This window comes from Shewanella sp. YQ_9 (assembly GCF_043103185.1).
GTDB lineage: Bacteria > Pseudomonadota > Gammaproteobacteria > Enterobacterales > Shewanellaceae > Shewanella > Shewanella algae.
This window is the reverse complement of record NZ_JBICJO010000030.1, coordinates 1-15,751: the sequence shown is the minus strand read 5'-3', so window position 1 is coordinate 15,751 and position 15,751 is coordinate 1. Positions and strand designations below refer to the sequence as shown.

At 54.5% G+C, this 15,751-nt stretch carries 14 protein-coding genes; 9 read left to right on the top strand and 5 right to left on the bottom strand.

The window, feature by feature from the left end; all coding sequences use genetic code 11:
- Positions 1–105: 105 nt before the first annotated feature.
- Genes ACF8D4_RS09205 through ACF8D4_RS09195 form a run of 3 tightly spaced genes read right to left on the bottom strand, consistent with a single transcriptional unit; the run spans position 106 to position 3,018 of the window.
- Positions 106–705, bottom strand: a complete 600-nt coding sequence (locus ACF8D4_RS09205) for a TlpA disulfide reductase family protein (RefSeq protein WP_025009291.1) — start codon at positions 703–705, stop codon at positions 106–108.
- Positions 702–1,100, bottom strand: coding sequence for a cytochrome c-type biogenesis protein CcmH (locus tag ACF8D4_RS09200; protein ID WP_071239156.1), 399 nt, complete (start codon positions 1,098–1,100; stop codon positions 702–704). Before ACF8D4_RS09200 ends, ACF8D4_RS09205 begins: the two co-directional genes overlap by 4 nt.
- On the bottom strand, positions 1,093–3,018 hold the full coding sequence (locus ACF8D4_RS09195; protein WP_392464971.1) for a heme lyase CcmF/NrfE family subunit: 1,926 nt from the start codon (positions 3,016–3,018) through the stop codon (positions 1,093–1,095). The genes ACF8D4_RS09200 and ACF8D4_RS09195 overlap by 8 nt, the downstream gene beginning before the upstream one ends.
- Before the next feature lie 389 nt (positions 3,019–3,407).
- Between ACF8D4_RS09195 and ACF8D4_RS09190 the strand changes: the two genes are divergently transcribed.
- The 9 genes from ACF8D4_RS09190 to ACF8D4_RS09150 all read left to right on the top strand — a co-directional run bounded on the left by ACF8D4_RS09190 (position 3,408) and on the right by ACF8D4_RS09150 (position 12,476).
- The gene (locus ACF8D4_RS09190; RefSeq protein WP_025886840.1) at positions 3,408–5,444 is read left to right on the top strand and encodes a multiheme c-type cytochrome; all 2,037 of its coding nucleotides are present in this window, start codon (positions 3,408–3,410) and stop codon (positions 5,442–5,444) included.
- Positions 5,445–5,557: 113 nt separating this feature from the next.
- The gene (locus ACF8D4_RS09185) at positions 5,558–5,944 is read left to right on the top strand and encodes a rhodanese-like domain-containing protein (RefSeq protein WP_223828960.1); all 387 of its coding nucleotides are present in this window, start codon (positions 5,558–5,560) and stop codon (positions 5,942–5,944) included.
- 38 nt (positions 5,945–5,982) lie between these two features.
- Positions 5,983–6,735: an FKBP-type peptidyl-prolyl cis-trans isomerase gene (locus ACF8D4_RS09180; RefSeq protein ID WP_044733604.1), complete on the top strand. Its 753-nt coding sequence runs from the start codon at positions 5,983–5,985 to the stop codon at positions 6,733–6,735.
- Positions 6,736–6,746: 11 nt separating this feature from the next.
- Entirely contained in the window at positions 6,747–7,400 is a 654-nt protein-coding gene (locus ACF8D4_RS09175; RefSeq protein ID WP_107005471.1) for a nitrite reductase, read from the top strand.
- A 75-nt stretch (positions 7,401–7,475) separates the two neighbouring features.
- The gene (locus ACF8D4_RS09170; protein ID WP_392464970.1) at positions 7,476–7,976 is read left to right on the top strand and encodes a nitrous oxide reductase accessory protein NosL; all 501 of its coding nucleotides are present in this window, start codon (positions 7,476–7,478) and stop codon (positions 7,974–7,976) included.
- 5 nt (positions 7,977–7,981) lie between these two features.
- Positions 7,982–9,286: a nitrous oxide reductase family maturation protein NosD gene (gene nosD, locus ACF8D4_RS09165; RefSeq protein WP_107005473.1), complete on the top strand. Its 1,305-nt coding sequence runs from the start codon at positions 7,982–7,984 to the stop codon at positions 9,284–9,286.
- Positions 9,273–10,184: an ATP-binding cassette domain-containing protein gene (locus ACF8D4_RS09160; protein WP_025886842.1), complete on the top strand. Its 912-nt coding sequence runs from the start codon at positions 9,273–9,275 to the stop codon at positions 10,182–10,184. The genes nosD and ACF8D4_RS09160 overlap by 14 nt, the downstream gene beginning before the upstream one ends.
- The gene (locus ACF8D4_RS09155) at positions 10,184–11,023 is read left to right on the top strand and encodes an ABC transporter permease subunit (RefSeq protein WP_107005474.1); all 840 of its coding nucleotides are present in this window, start codon (positions 10,184–10,186) and stop codon (positions 11,021–11,023) included. The genes ACF8D4_RS09160 and ACF8D4_RS09155 overlap by 1 nt, the downstream gene beginning before the upstream one ends.
- Positions 11,024–11,195: 172 nt before the next feature.
- Positions 11,196–12,476: a winged helix-turn-helix domain-containing protein gene (locus ACF8D4_RS09150; RefSeq protein WP_025009298.1), complete on the top strand. Its 1,281-nt coding sequence runs from the start codon at positions 11,196–11,198 to the stop codon at positions 12,474–12,476.
- A 10-nt stretch (positions 12,477–12,486) separates the two neighbouring features.
- Here the strand turns inward: ACF8D4_RS09150 and ACF8D4_RS09145 are convergent, their stop codons facing one another.
- Positions 12,487–12,945 carry a universal stress protein gene (locus tag ACF8D4_RS09145; RefSeq protein WP_208161874.1) on the bottom strand — a complete coding sequence of 153 codons (459 nt, stop codon included), beginning with the start codon at positions 12,943–12,945 and terminating at the stop codon, positions 12,487–12,489.
- Between the two features lie 196 nt (positions 12,946–13,141).
- Positions 13,142–14,245, bottom strand: coding sequence for a phosphoribosylaminoimidazolesuccinocarboxamide synthase (locus ACF8D4_RS09140; protein ID WP_208161875.1), 1,104 nt, complete (start codon positions 14,243–14,245; stop codon positions 13,142–13,144).
- Positions 14,246–15,751: the final 1,506 nt, after the last annotated feature.

The window sequence follows — 15,751 nt, the reverse complement described above, 5'->3', positions numbered from 1 at the left end:
GCGTGACGGGAAAGCGGGCAAAAAGTATGGCGGAGAAGTCACATTGTTCTTTGCCAAAGAGTTGCCCGGAGTGACTTGGGAGATGCTCCGGGACGGTTGCACGGTTTACTGTGGCACTTTGCTTTGGGCCAGCGCCTGATACTTAGCGGCAAAGCGCAACAGATAGTCGGCGATATCCGGGTCATCCCAGTCCAGATAGCCACGGATAAAGCCGACTAAGTTACCATTGGGATCAAACACATAAGTTGCCGGTACCACATTGGCCGGCATGATCTTCTCTATCTCTTTCTTGCTGTCTATCCAGCTGTCATCCAACTTGAGCTCATGCTTGGCCAGAAAAGGGGCCACAGCAGCCGGATCTTCATCTATCGACAGCGGCACTATCTGAATACTGCTGCCCTGCAGTTTACTGCGCAGCTTGGCCAGTGCCGGCATTTCACGCAGGCAGGGCGGGCACCAGCTGGCCCACAGATTCAGCAGCACCAAACGTCCTTGATATTCAGCCAAGGTTTTGGGATTACCCTGCAGATCGGCAAAGGTCACCTTTGCCACCTTTCTGGCGTGCTGCATTTCAACAAATTCACGCATAATCATAGGCTTGTTTGGCACAGGTTCACCTGTGTGATAAGCCTTATGCTGCATTATGCCCCCTTGGGCCGATAGCGGCAGCAACAGGGCAAGACATAGAAGCAAATAAGATCTCAAGATGGATTCTCCTGATCGTGAGGGGATTGATTGTTGCTGCGGCCGAAAAACAGCAACACGCCGGGGAGCACCAGCAGCAAGAGTACTGGCCCCAACCACAGCAGCGCCGTACCTGCGTTCAGCGTGGGTTGATAACGGATCTGCTCGCCATAGCGTTCCACCATAAAGTCGAGTATCTGTTCCCGGCTCTTGCCCTGCTGCAGCATCAGATAGATCTGCGCCTTGAGCTCGCTGGCAATGGCGGTTTCCGACTCAAACAGGTTTTGGTTGGTGGCCATGGGGCAGCGAAGTTCCTTGGAAATATCTATGCTGAGACGGGCAATATCCATGTCGGTCGCCTGGGCTTCGGCGCAACTCAAGCTGAGCCATAATCCAAGCAGCATTAGCTTAATCATGTTGAAGTCTCCCTGAGGCGGTTAATAAATCGGTTTGCAGCAGGCGTCGTCGGCTTCCGAGGGCCAGCAGGCCGCCAATGGCCATCAAACCACCGCCGAGCCAGATCCAACTCACCAGCGGCTTGATGCTGAGACGTACCAGAAACTCTTCATCACTCAGTTGGGTGCCCATGGAGACATAGAGATCGCCAAAGGCCCCGCGATAGATGGCAGCCTGGGACAGCGACATGCCGTTGGAGTTGAATTCCTGACGCTCCGGATAGAGGTAAGTAAGCAGTTGCTCATTGCGCTCAACCCGAATTACTGCCTGTTCACCGCGGTAGGCTGGCTTGTCCAGCAAACGGGTCTGCTCATAGATAAAGGTGTAGTCGCCCAGAATACTGCCTTGGCCCGGGCCCATACGCAGCAGAGAGTGCTGCTCGAAACAACTGACTCCGGTAGCACCCATGATGCTGACAAGAAGGCCGGTGTGGGCCAGCAACATGGGAATATTGCGGCGCTTACCGGCAATCTGGCCCAGCGGCAATAGATAAAGCAGCAGGGTGCAGAGCAGAAAGAGGCTCATTGCACCGCCCGCCAGTAGCCAAGGGTCGAGGCTGCCCTCGAAAAACAGCGCCAGAGCGGTTGCAGCTACAGTGACCAGCGCCAGCAGCCCCAGGCGCCTTGGCGCCATATGGGGCAGGGTGCTTAGCGCCAGGGGTAAGAGCAGCAGCGCCAACATGGGCACAAACAGAGTATTGAAGTAGGGCGCCCCTACCGACAGGCTTCCCAGGCCAAGTGCCTGATAGAAAAGCGGGTAAAGGGTACCCAGCAGGGTCGTTAGCGCCATGGTCAGCAAGATCAGGCTGCCGAGCAACAGCTGACCGTCCCGGCCAAGTGGTGCCAGCTTGCCCGGTTGCCAGTGATGGCGACATCTGAGGCCAAACAGGCTGAAACCGGCGCCTCCGTAGAGCAGCAACAGCAATAGAATGATCACCCCGCGTTCGGGATCGGCAGCAAAGGCATGCACAGACTGAATAATGCCGGAGCGCACAATAAAAGTGCCCAGCAGGCACAGGCTGAAGCCCAGCAACACCAGCGCCAGGGCCGAGAGCTGTGCCAAAGGGTTGTGGTTTTTGATCAACAGGCAGTGCAGCGCGCCTGTGGTCACCAGCCAGGGAATAAAGGCGGCATTTTCCACCGGATCCCAGAACCACCAACCACCCCAGCCCAGCTCGTTATAGGCCCACCAGGATCCGAGGGCATTACCCGCGGTGAGAAACACCCAGGTCAGCAGCAGATGGCGCTTGAGCTTGCCAAGGCGGGCGGCGCTGAACTTGTGGCTGACAAGCAATGCCAGCGCGATACAAAAACAGATCCCAAGGCCTGCATAGCCAAGAAACAGCAGTGGCGGATGCAGGATAAGGCCTATGTCCTGCAACATAGGGCTGAGATCGCGTCCTTCTATCGGCACTTCCGGTAGCAGGCGGGCAAAGGGATTGGCGTACAGCAACATAAAAAAGACAAAGCCACAGAGAATCGCCGAACAGCTACCGTGCAACATCAACAGATAGTTCTGATCTTGCGAGCGCCTCGGCAACCCCAGCCAGGCCCATAGTGCCATTACTGTCATCCAAAACAGCAAAGAACCTTCATGGCTGCCCCAAACTGCGGCCACTTTATAAAACAGCGGCAGGGCCGAATTGGAGTTGTTGGCCACATAAGCCACAGAGAAGTCGTTGAGGATAAACGCCAATGCCAGCAGGAGTATGGCGCCTGTCAGTCCCAGCGCTTGCCCCAGCAGCAGTGGCCGCAGCGGCCATTCGATACCGGGGTTGCGATATTTGAGCAGCGCAAGCAAGGCGCCAAACAAGGCACAACTACCGCCCAGGATCAGCAGGAAGTGTCCCAGTTCGGGCAACATGGTGATGGAAAACATGGCCGCTCTCTTGTTATGCCGGGACTTCCCGGAAATGGATCTATGGCACTGAGACTAGGGTTATTACCCCTTTGGCTCTGTGATCTGTCACGCCTTTATCAGCCTATGTTTTCCGGTGCGGTATTTTTCAATTTTCAGCCGGGGTTTTGAGGTTTTTTGAGAAATAAAACGCTCAAAAAAAGAACTGAATAGTTCTGTTGTTCAAGATTAAACTCACTGTTTTTAAAGGTAAATGTAAGGTGTTGCTTTCTTGAGTTCTCAAGCGGGGGCGAGCTGTGCTCTGGCGCAGCTTTTTGTCCTTGTACATATGAAGAATGAGTCGTGACCGGTCAAGCCGGCAATAACAAGTTCGTTTGTGAAATAACCGACGACAAATTCAGGAGTATATGATGAGACGATGGCAACAAAGGACAACACTCAGCATGTTGTTTTGTTTAACTGCCGTCAGCGGGGCTGGTGCGCTCGCGGCAGATAAACCAGGTCACGGCAATAAGCAGATGGGAGAGTCGGCGCAGAAGGTGATCGCCAATCCCAACGGCATGGAAAAGGTAAACGGCGTCAAGACGCTGCAGGACTATATCGTTCAGGAAAAAGAGCTGTTCGACTACCTGTTCCAGAATCACCCTGTGTTCAAGTATCAGGAGCAGGGCAAGCTAATTGGTATGTACAAGGTCAGTGACCGTGGTGAAGAGTACATGGACCAAGGTAACGGCCAAAAGTACAGCAAGCGGGTGGGACGCCCCTCTGCGGTGCAGTATCGTTTGGCGGCCAAGTCTATTCTCGACTTCCCCAATAAGTTTGTTGGCCCTGAGAAGTGCGGTGAGTGTCACGCGGTGCAGTATGAGAAGTGGCAGCGCTCGCGTCACGCCAAGACCATACGTTTCCCCGGTGAACACCCGGAAGTGGACAATGATCTGAAGAAAAAGCTGTATGGTTCTGATGCTTCCGTATTGCCGGACGGCATAACTCCGGATGCTATCTACGCCACAGTCGGTACTCCAAGAACCAAGTATGGCTATATCGACAGCTTCCTGGTGCGTGGTTCCTACCATATTGAAGGCGGTCTGCTGAAAGACGGTACAGGTACCATGGTTGCCGGTGGTAACCAGTTCTCCCGTGGTTGGGCCGAATGGTTGACTCCGGAAATGGCCAAGAAGATCCAGAAGGTTATCCCTGACTTCCCCACCAAGATGGAAGACTTCGGCGCCAGTGGTTCTCACCAGTGGGGCATGACCTCCTACGGTGCCAAGTACAAGAAAGAGTTCCTGTTCCAGCCTGCCAGTTCCTACTGCGAGGTTTGCCACAGCTTCAAGTTTGACTTCAAGAACAAGCAGGAATACCTGGATGCTCTTGGCGATCCCAAGAAGCTGCAGGAACACACCATCAGCCGTGGTATCGCTTGTGAAGAGTGTCACGGCGCCGGTGGTCACCTGGATGGTGGTAATGGCGGCGGCATGCCTTCCAATTGTGAACGTTGTCACCAGCGTTTCAACTATATCGATGAGCTGGCCGAGACAGAGCAAGGCAAAGAAAAGCTGGAATACGCCTTCAACGTCAAGATGAAGTCCGCCTGTCCTTCCTGTGGTACCGAAGGTTCACAGATGTTCATGTCTTCTCACTATGACAAGGGCATGCGCTGTTCTACCTGTCACGATCCACACGAAGTCACCAGCAATGACTGGAAATCAGGTTATACCAAGCCTGCCATCAAGAAAGACTGTGTTGACTGTCACCAGGTTCAGGCCGAAATGGCAGCCAATACAGGTACCCACGCCAAGAACAGCTGTACCAGCTGTCACATGCCCAACATGGGCAGCTGTGAGAACTTCACCGCGATTCAGTATCCGGATATGGCCGGTTTCGACGCAGTGCGTAAGTCTCACCTGTGGAAGATTGATGTCAGCCCGGATCGCAAGACCCTTAACCCACCCGAAGGTCAACCTCGCAAGTCCACCACCAAAGGTTGGACTGTGGCCAAGGATGAGAATGGTCACGGCTATCTCGACCTGATGTGGACCTGTGCCCGTACCTCTATCTCTGACCACGATGTGGTTGAGCGTAAAGGTTGTCACAGCCAGTTCCAGTCTGAGCTGAGCAAGGGCCTGCACTTCAAGGATCAGAAAGAGATCTACGGCAAGGTCATGAAGTGGCAGACACCTGTTAAAGACAGCCTGGCCAAAGTGGAAGAAGCGCTCAAGCGTGTTGATCGCAAAGTCGCCAAGAACAAGCTGTCTATTGAAGACAAGACTCAGGTACTGCTGCTGACCGACAAGGCCCGCGACATAGTTGAGTTTATTCGTAAAGACGGTTCCTGGGGTGTTCACGCTCCCCGTTACGCAGTCAAGCGTATGGATGCAGCTGTCACTTATGTGACTCAGGCTGAAGCCATCGCCGACGGCAAAGGCACCAAGACAGCCTCGCTGTAATTAGGCAACTCAGGCTCCGGGCGCTCGTCCGGAGCCTTTAATGGAGGATAAAGATGCGAGTCCGACTCTCATTGAAACAGGCGCTGAAACAGTCCTTGCTGCCACTGGCATTTATGGTTGCGACACCGGCGGTGTTGGCCGGCGGTGGCGGGGATCTGGTTCCTGCCCCTTACCACGAAGAGATACTCAACCAGATCTCCATGCGTGAGGCCGAGATGCTGCTCAGCCAACCCGGAGTGATCTTCTATGACGTCAACACTCTGGAGATATGGGGGGATGGCTTCATTCCCGGCGCCATCTACTTCAACGTCAATAACTGGAAGACATTGTTGCCGGAAAACAAGGACACCACCATGGTGTTTTACTGTGCCAACCGCCTCTGCACCGCCAGCAATGTGGCTGCCAGAGAGGTGATGAAACTGGGTTATACCGATGTCAGGCAGATGCCGGATGGTATCTATGGCTGGCGCATCTCGGGACGGCCGATTGAGCGTCCTTGAAAATAGATTATTTGGGCATTGAATTTAGAAATTGCAGGATGAAAACCATGAAATTACAAAAACTTGCTACTACTATTTCCCTCTCACTTTGTCTGAGCCTGCCCGCGCTGGCGGCCGACTTGAAGACAGAGACAGACAAGACCTCCTACGCCCTGGGTGCCTCAGTGGGCAACTATATTTCGGGCCAGGTTTACCAACAGCTGGAGCTGGGCGCCGAAGTCAATATGGAGCTGCTGATCACCGGCTTTACCGATGCTCTTAAAGACAAGCAGCAACTGACAGATGAACAGATCCTGGATCTGCTCAACCAAAGAGCCATCGCCCTCAACGAAGAAAGAGAGGCGCGTTTCGACAAACTGGCCGAGGAAAACCTCAAGGCCGGCGAAGCTTTCCTGGCCGAGAACAAGAAAAAGTCCGGCGTTAAGGTTACCGACAGTGGCCTGCAGTACGAAGTGCTGAGCATGGGCAAGGGCAAGAAGCCAAACCCGGAAGATGTGGTAACAGTCAATTATGTCGGCAAGCTCATCGACGGCACTGTGTTTGAAGACAGCAACAAAAACAAGGCCGCCGGCCGTTTCGCGCTGATGACAGTGATCCCCGGTTGGGAAGAAGGCCTGAGACTGATGCCTGAAGGGTCCAAGTTCCGTTTTGTGATCCCTGCCAAGCTGGCCTATGGCGAGCAGGCGCCCGGGGTGATCCCGCCGCAGGCCACTCTGGTGTTTGAAGTCGAGCTGGTCAAGGTCGAAAAGCCGGGTAAAGACAGCAAGCACCCAATGCCTGGCCACGGTTGACAGGAGGCACTATGGCTAATCCGCTCTGGTTGGGACTGGCCCTGCTGAGCCTGGCATTTATGAGCCTGTTTGCCCTCTATCAGTGGCAAACCTGCCGCGGGGACAGAGTTCTTCCTGCCCTGTGGCACTGGAGTCTGCTGCCGCTGCTGATCATAGGCCTGAGTCTTGGGACTTACTCCTATACCGGCCGCTACCAGGATTGGCAGTCGGCCGAGGCCGACGACAGCATAGACTACCTGCTGCCCGCCGAAATTGTCCGGCTCAGACGCGCCAGTGCTGAGGCGCCACAAGACAGTGCCCTGATGCAACAGCTGGCCCAGGCCTATGTGCGCGGCGGCATGTATCTGGATGCGGTGGCTACCCTGAAGCAGCAGTTGCAGCTTCAGGGCAAGAGCGCCGCCTTACTGGGGCAGTTGGCCGAAGCCGCCTATTACCGAGATCAACGCCAGTGGTTGCCGGAATCCCAGGATTGGGTCGAACAGGCCCTGGCGCTGGATAGTGCCGATCCCGGCACCCGGCTGCTGCTGGCCAATGATGCCTTCCTCAACCAAAGATATGCCGAGGCCATAGGCCACTGGCAACTGCTGCTGGACAGCAACAATACGCAACTGGATCGTGAGGCGTTGCAATATGCCATTGCCAACGCCCGCAGCCGACTCGAGTGATTTTTCAACCCTCGCCAAATGGGTTGTCCCTGCAAGGCCCCGGCGAGGCGTTGAATCTATTGATTGGAGAGAAAGATGAAAAAGACACTGCTGGCCATCGCCATTCCCATCCTGCTGCTGGGGCTGCCCGGATGCACACCGGCGCAGAGCCATAATCATGAATATCACGCCCAGCACCTGAAACAGCATGACAGGTGCCATATGTGCGGCATGATGATCACCAAATACCCTGGGCCCAAGGGGCAACTTATGCTCAAAGACAGTGATGCCGTGCCCAAGTTCTGCTCCAGCCGCGACATGTTCAGCTTTGCGCTGCAACCGGAAAATCAACGCCGTATTGCCGCTATGTTTGTTCATGACATGGGCACTACCGACTGGGAGCAGCCTGACGACAACGCCTTTATCGATGCCACCAAGGCCTGGTATGTCTATGGCACCAGCAAGAAGGGAGTGATGGGGCCTGCCGTTGCACCGTTTTCAACCAAGGAAGCGGCGCAGGCTTTCGCCGAAGCCTGGGGTGGCCGGGTACTGGCCTATGAAGAGATCACCCTGGAACTGCTGGAAGGAGCCAACTGAGACTGATGTTACGCACCCTGCTGGCGCTGATGCTGCTCTCTTTTGGCTGCTTTGGCAGCCAAAACCCACTGCAGGCACGCATAGATGCACTGAGTGAAGGCGAGGTGCTGACTCTCTCTGCCGCCGAGTATTTGGGGCCGCTGGTGATCGACAAGGCTATCGCCATTGTCGGTGAGCCCGGCACCATAATCGATGCCGGTGGTAAAGGCAGCGCCGTGACTATCAAGGCCGCCGGCGTGCGCCTGCAGGGGCTTGAGATACGTAACTGGGGCGGCGATCTTTATGAACATGATTCCGGGGTGCGTCTGCTGCCGGGCGCCGATGATGTCCGCCTGCTGCAGCTTGAGCTGTCGGGGCCTGGATTTGGCATTCATGGCGAGCAGCTCAAACGCCCGGAAGTGGAATACTGCCACATAAGCGGTGACGACAGACGTTATCTGCTGGACAGAGGTGACGGCATCTTTCTCAAATATGTTGAGGCCCCCGAGCTGCACCACAATCAGATAGCTTCGGTGCGCGACGGTATCTATCTGGAAAACGTCGACGCCAGTCGGGTCAGCCACAATCAATTCAGCCGCCAGCAATATGGCATTCACTATATGTATACCCGCAATGACAGCGCCTGGAACAACAGCGCCAAGTGGCTACAGGGCGGCTATGCGCTGATGAGCTCCAAGGGGATCACCCTGGAACACAATCAAGTCAGCGCCGCAATCGATTTTGGTATCTTGCTCAATGTGACTCAGCAGAGCGAGGTGCACCATAACCGGGTGGCGACTATTCACAACCCCAAGGGCGATCCCGCCATCGCCAGTGAAGGCAAGGGGCTGTTTATCTATGGCGCCGCCGATAACCGTATCAGCCATAACCATTTCGGTAACAGCGATACCGGTATCAGTGTTGCCCTGGGCGGTGAGGGAAATAGTCTGTGGCGCAACAACATAGAAAATAATCAGACTCAGGTGCGCTATGTCGGCAGCAAGTCACAGGAGTGGAGCCTTCTGGGACAGGGCAACTATTGGAGCAGCTATCAGGGCTGGGATCTCGATGGTGATGGCATAGGCGATACCCCCTATCTGCCCAACGATGCCCTGGACAGGCTGTTTTGGCTTTACCCCGAGGCCAGATGGTTGATGGATAGCCCTGTGGTGCTCTTGCTGCGCTGGCTGCAGCGCCAACTGGCACTAGCCGAGGATATAGGTATTCGCGACAGTTTTCCTTTGCTGCAGCCCATTGATATTACGCTGAAACAAGAGATGAAAACCAATTCGCAACAGAGTGACGAGGAGACCCACTATGCCCAGCATTGATTGTCGGCAATTGGCCTATGTCCGTGGCGACAGGCCTGTGCTGGAGGATATCAGCTTGCAGCTGCCCCAGGGTAAGTTGCTGGCATTGCTGGGCCATAATGGTGCCGGCAAATCGACCCTGATCAAACTGCTGCTGGGGCTGCTGAAACCCGCCGGTGGCGAGCTGAAGATTCTCGGCAAGGCTGCAGGTGAAAGCCCAATGCAGGTGGGTTATCTGCCGGAGAACGTCAGCTTCTACGACAATATGCCCTTGGGCGAACTGTTGAATTACTTCGCCGGGCTCAAGGGCATAGGTGCGGCCAGAGTCAAAGAGCTGCTGGTTGAGTTTGAACTGGATGGCTTGGTAAAACGCAGGTTGGGACAGTGTTCCAAGGGCCAGAGACAGCGACTTGGGTTGGCGCAGGCGCTACTGAGCCGCCCCAGATTACTGTTGCTCGATGAACCGACAGTGGGCCTGGACCCCTCGGCCTCGGCGCTCATGTATGCCCAATTGGCGGCGCTGAAACAGCAAGGTTGCACCATAGTGGTTTGCACCCATGAACTGGCTTTGGTTGAGCCGCATCTTGACTTGGCGCTCATGCTGGCAAATGGCCGGATGCGGGCGCTGGGAAGCCTGGATAACCTGAGGCAAGAGGCTGACTTACCACAGGAAATCCAGTTGCCATCTCGGCTGGACCTCAGTGGCGATCCCGTGCTGGGGCCGAGCTTTTCCGCTGGCCGGTTGAAACTGGCTAAGGCCAGCGTGCCGGAGGCGATAGCCATACTGACGGAGCAATACCGCTGCTTTGACTTTCAGTTGCCTCCGGCATCCCTCGGTGAACTGTTTCATCATTTTATGGCACCGCTTGACTCAAATCGCCGGAATGTCGCGGCTAAAAGATTCGGGGAGGCCGCCTGATGCAACTGGTCAGAGAAAATGAAGCATTGACATCCCAACGGCCTAATCCGTTATTTATCGTTGCCGCCAAGGAGTTCAAAGATTGCCTGCGGAGCCGCTGGCTGCAAACGGCTTGCTGTTTGTTTGCCCTGTTGGCGGCTGCGGTTATTTTCGGCGCAGGGGCCTTAGGCGGTGAGTTTCGTTGGCAGGCGCTGCCGCAGTTGTTCAACTCTCTTTTAACCTTAAGTGTCTTCCTGGTACCGCTGCTGGCGCTGCTATTGAGTTTCGATGCCGTGGTGGGGGAGGCCGAAGCTGGCACCCTGTTATTGCTATTGACCTACCCCTTGAGCCGCAGTCAGTGGCTGGCCGGTAAACTGATGGGGCAGGGCGGCGCCCTGCTGCTGGCTTTGCTGCTGGGGTTTGGCTTGCCTTTGGGGTTACTGCCGGTATTGGCTCAGGAATATCGTAGCGTCGAGTTGCCCGCGGCCCTTGCCCTCTTGCTGGCCAGCGCCTGGTTGCTCGGGTTGGTGTTTATGCTTTTAGGCTACTGGGTCAGCATGCAGGTCAAACAGAAGGCTCAGGCACTGGCGCTGCTGATGCTGCTTTGGCTGCTGCTGGTGCTGCTCTATGATCTGGCCTTGCTGGTATTGGCCGTGGTTGCGGCCGATACCCTTGGGCAGCCGGGATTGCAGTGGCTGATGTTGCTGAACCCGGCCAGTGTGTTTCGCTTACTCAATCAAAGTTTTCTGGGCTTGGCCAGTGGTGTGCCGACCTGGCCCTGGTTACTGGGAATACTCTTTGGCTGGCTGTTGTTGTTATCTTGGCTGTGCCGCTACAGTTTTCAGCGCCGGCCGCTGTGAATCTGCTATTGGAGTTTGCTGTATTAGATAGTTTTTATTTAACGAAAACAAATTGTTAATTGATATAAGTATCACATTCTGCCTGTTGCACTCAGGTTAAACTTATAACCTATCCTCAAGCTCCCGTGAATGGGGGCAGTCAAATCTTCTGGAGTGACTTTTCGGAGTGCCAATGCAACAGCTGACTCCCTATTTGGCGTTGGATACCAAGGCAAAACACTTGCTGGATCAACGCGATGGTTCAGAAATCGTCCTGTCGTTTTCTGAGGCTCAGGTATTGTCACACCTGTTGTCTGCCCCGGGAAACGTGTTTGGAAAAGATGAGTTGCTGGCTGTAGGTTGGCCGGAGCGGGTGGTGGCGCTGACCTCACTGACCCAATGCATCAGTATTCTCAGAAAGAAACTGGAACCCTATCCCGAAATTCAACTCAAGACGGTTGCCCGCCGTGGCTATCAGCTGAATATTTCCGAACAGTCCCATGTGCATATGCTGGCCATCTCAGATGGTGAAGCCATCCGCACTGCCTTGGTGAGTGTGTCTCTGAAAATAAAACTCCTGGGTATTTTATTGCTGTTGGGGCTGGTGGGCTTCTTCTGGTACTACAGTGACTATCACGAAATGGTCAAACAGGTGAGCCATTGGCGTGCCGATAAGCAGTTACCCTTGAATGTGGGAGGCACGCTGGCCTCGGCGCAGTTGTTTTACAGTGATGAGGCCAAGCAGCTGCATCCTTCCATGTGGCAAAAGCATCTGGCGCCTGAGGGAAATCTTATCCCCGGATTGAAGCATTTCAGCGCTTATGCCGCCTCGGATGGCCGTAATTACTCTTTTGCCATCTGTCCCAGTGCCGATGAAACCGGCTGTGACGGCGATGGCATCATCAATATCACCGCTATAGATCCGAAACCTGCCGGTCTCAGCATGAAGGAGTTTGTGCCCCTGAGCCAGGAGATGGAGCGGCGGATCCGCTACAACCGCATTATTTTGCCGCCGGCGGTAGACAATGCCGAATTGGTGGAGCACAACTACCATGCGGATATCTATTTCCCGGTCGCCGATGAGCTCTTGGTGCGTACCGATCTCAGCCTATCGCTGGTTTACGACAGTAAAGACTCGGGGCAGTTTTATTCATCGGCCTGCGTTACCGATCAGGACTGCCTTACCACACCGATAAAATATCAACTGCGGGGCTATTTTCACCAGTACCGCACCGAGATTTCCGGCACCCCGGTGGACGTGTTCCAGGTGAAAGTGAACCAGAAAGAACTCACCAAGCCGGACAATGTCAGTGACTCGGCGATGCACTTCTACCGCGAGATCCGTAAAGACGATATCCGTGACGAGGAGATCTACTACTTCCGGGTCTACCAGGATCACAAGACAGCCGTTTGGATAGTGCCGCAGATGGGTAATTTACTGGCCTGGACTACCTACAGTGAAGTGAAGCTCTGAGCCGATAAGGCTACTTTACTACCATCACAGGGCACTTGGCCTTGTTGATAATCTCCTCGGCGACGCTGGGCAGCAGCCAATGGGCCAGCGCAGTGCGTTGATGGCAGCCGATAACTATCATGCCGACATTGGCGCTCTCGGCCTCTTCGAGGATTTGGCCGGCAGCGTTGCCGCGGCGGATAAGCACCTCGAGCTGCTGCTCTGGATGCAGCTGTTGCAAAAGTGCATGGATTTTCTCCGAGGCATAGGCCTGCATATGTTGTTGCAGCTGCGCCTGGGTCACGGCCACTATGCCGAAGTTCTCTTCGTGATGGGGCAGAGTGGTAATGTCTTCGCCATAGGCCTTGCTGATCACATGCAGCAGCCTCAGCTTCACTTTATAGAGCGCCGCCAACTCTATGGCATATTCCAGGGCGTGTTCGGATTCTTCAGAGAAGTCGACCGGACAGAGGATTTGTCGGGTACGCATGATGCATCTCCTTTTACTCGGCCTTGGCCATTTCTTTAAGTTTAAGCCAGCCTTGGCAAGGTACAAATTTGGCGTTCAGGGGAGATATTCGCAGGTGCCGGTTCGGCTAAAATCCCAGTCATTGAACAAATAAAGCCCCTGTTGGGGCTTTATGCTTAATGGGATATGGCCTGAGTCACAGCCGCGGCAGAATGCCTTAGTCCACCAGGCCGTATTGTTCCTTGAGTACCCGGATGATTTCTGCCTTGGGATTATCCGAGAGAGTGATCTTGGCTCCGGTGACTTTCTCGGCAATACCTGTGTAGGTACGCGAGACATTCATCATGGCCTCCAGTGGCAGGTCGTTGTCGCGGGCCAGGGCTTCACGTTCCGGCATTCTGTCCTTGTTCAACAGGATATCCGGATCCGGGAAGTGGTTGAGCAGGAACTGACGGAAGCCTTCTTTGGAGTTCTCGAGGATCTTACCGTCACGGTAGGCGCTGCCATCCCAAATACGTGAAGAGTCTGGGGTTCCCACTTCATCCATATAGATAAGCTTGGACTGGCCTTGTTTATCAGTGACATAGCCAAATTCGAACTTGGTATCGACAAAGATCTGATCTTGCTGTGCCAGCGCCTCGGAAATGACTTCGAATCCTTGCTTGAGCAGCTTTTCGTACAGATCGATATCTTCAGGCTTTTCAAAGCCGAAGGCCTCGAAGTTGGCTTCGATATCTGCGCGGCTGATGTTGACATCATCCTGCTCCGGTACCCCGGGGATCCCCTTGAGTATGCCCTTGGTCGATGGAGTGATCAGTAACTCGGGTAGCTGCTGGTCCTTTTGCAATCCCTCCGGTAGCGTGATACCGCAAAATACCCGCTCACCCTTTTGATAGGCGCGCCACATGGAGCCGGTAATATAGCGGCGAATAATGGCTTCCACCTTTATTGGGCGAGCCTTTTGCACTATCCAAACAAAAGGATGGGGAATGTCGAGAATATGGCTGTCGGCCAGCCCCTTTTCCTTGAACAGGCTGAACCAGTGGTTGGAGATGGCATTGAGCGCTGCCCCTTTGCCCGGGATCCCTTTGAGGTCCTCTTCGCCGTGGAAGATGCAATCGAAGGCGGAGATACGATCCGAGATCACCATGATCGCCAGCGGAGTATCGGTGGGCACATCATAGCCCTTTTCGCGGATCAATCTGGCGCTGTCGGCCTCGGTCAGCCAGTAGACACTGCGCACTTTTCCGCTGTGAACCGGCTTGTCGGTGCGGATAGGCAAATCATTGTTTATGGCTAGAACGGAATCAGCAAGACTCATGACGAGTATTCCTCTGGGTGTAGGGTTTAAGGCTAAGTCCGGCAGGCGGGGTTATTGTTATCTGCCTGTTTCCGGGAGAATGCGAGCCGACGGCGGGGCAGCAGCAAGCAGCAAAAAAGGCTGTGCTTGAGAGGTAGAGCCGCTGTGGAGTCATACAAGTATGAGATGCCGCCGACAAAAGATAGGCTATTTTACCTCAGTCGCAACCTTTTGCCACGGGGAGGCTTTGTTTACTGGAGCAAAACTCTGTTCGCGATAGAGACTAATGAGGTTGAACCCAGGGAGCTTGGGCGCTGATTCGGCATTCATGTTTCAGCCACGTTATTTGCGCCAACGGCTGTCGGCGACACCGAGAGGGATTTGATGCAATTCTGCAGTCATAGCGTTGCTTGAAACTGCTTGTATACTCACAGACATACGCCTAATTACAGGCACGGGCGGAACTGTGGCCGTCGAAAACAGGGCCGAATTCTGTTCCTGACAAATTCGGCATTTCCTACATCCATGTAGGTCAGATGTTTTCTACGAGGCTACCACCGCATTTGTTCCAGACAAATGTCGGCATACACTCCATATATGTATTCACGCCGTGTTACAGGATCGCCTGTGCGAAAAGCGCACCGCAGGTTATGGCCTGCATCATGGTTCAGAAGCTCGGCCAATACTAATTAGCGACTTTTAGCTGGAAGCTATGATAGCCGCTGTGCCAGCGGCCTAAAGTCGTGGAGCAAGTGCATCCATGCACAAGGGCCAGTTCGCCATCCCTGGCTCTCGCTCGTAAGCATGTCGCTATGCGACACTCGCCGCCCCACACCCGAGGAAAGGGGGCTGTATCGACTCGCCCCCTTTCCAAACCCCCAGCGACCCGCGACGCAGCGGAAAACCCCTTGTGCTTATGATGTCAATTCGCTATCGCGCCAGACGCTCAGAGCCACATCCATGTGACTCTGACCCAGCTCAACATCCTGTTTCGCGCTCGTTAGCTCGTCGCTAGGCGACACTCGCCCCTGATTCGACTGAGCTGCGTCAGCATCTGCCGGACAGGAGTCCCAATGCCGTGAAGGGCAGGACGCCCGTGAACGGCCATGCCTCGCTACGCGATTGTCATCAACGCCCTGCGGCCGCTTCGAGCGGGAATCGGTGCATTCTGTGAGAATGGAGTAGCTTGAAATATCTGAAGAGTTTGCAGACATACGCCTATTTTCCAGGCATAGGCGGGACTGTGACCGTCGAAAACAGGGATGTTTTCGTCGAGGCTACATGGACGTATTCACGCCGTGTCACAGGATCGCCTGTGCATAAGCCTGCGGCAGGCAATGAGTAACATCCGTCGCCGGAAGCTCGGCCAATACTAACTTAGATACTCTTAGCTGGAAGCTATGATAGCCGCTGTACCAGCGGCGTAAAGTCGTGGAGTAAATGCATATATGGACCCATCCCGTTTGCAAGACATTTGATTTCAATTTGAGAAGAGTTCATTGCACCCATATATTCGGCCTGTTACTG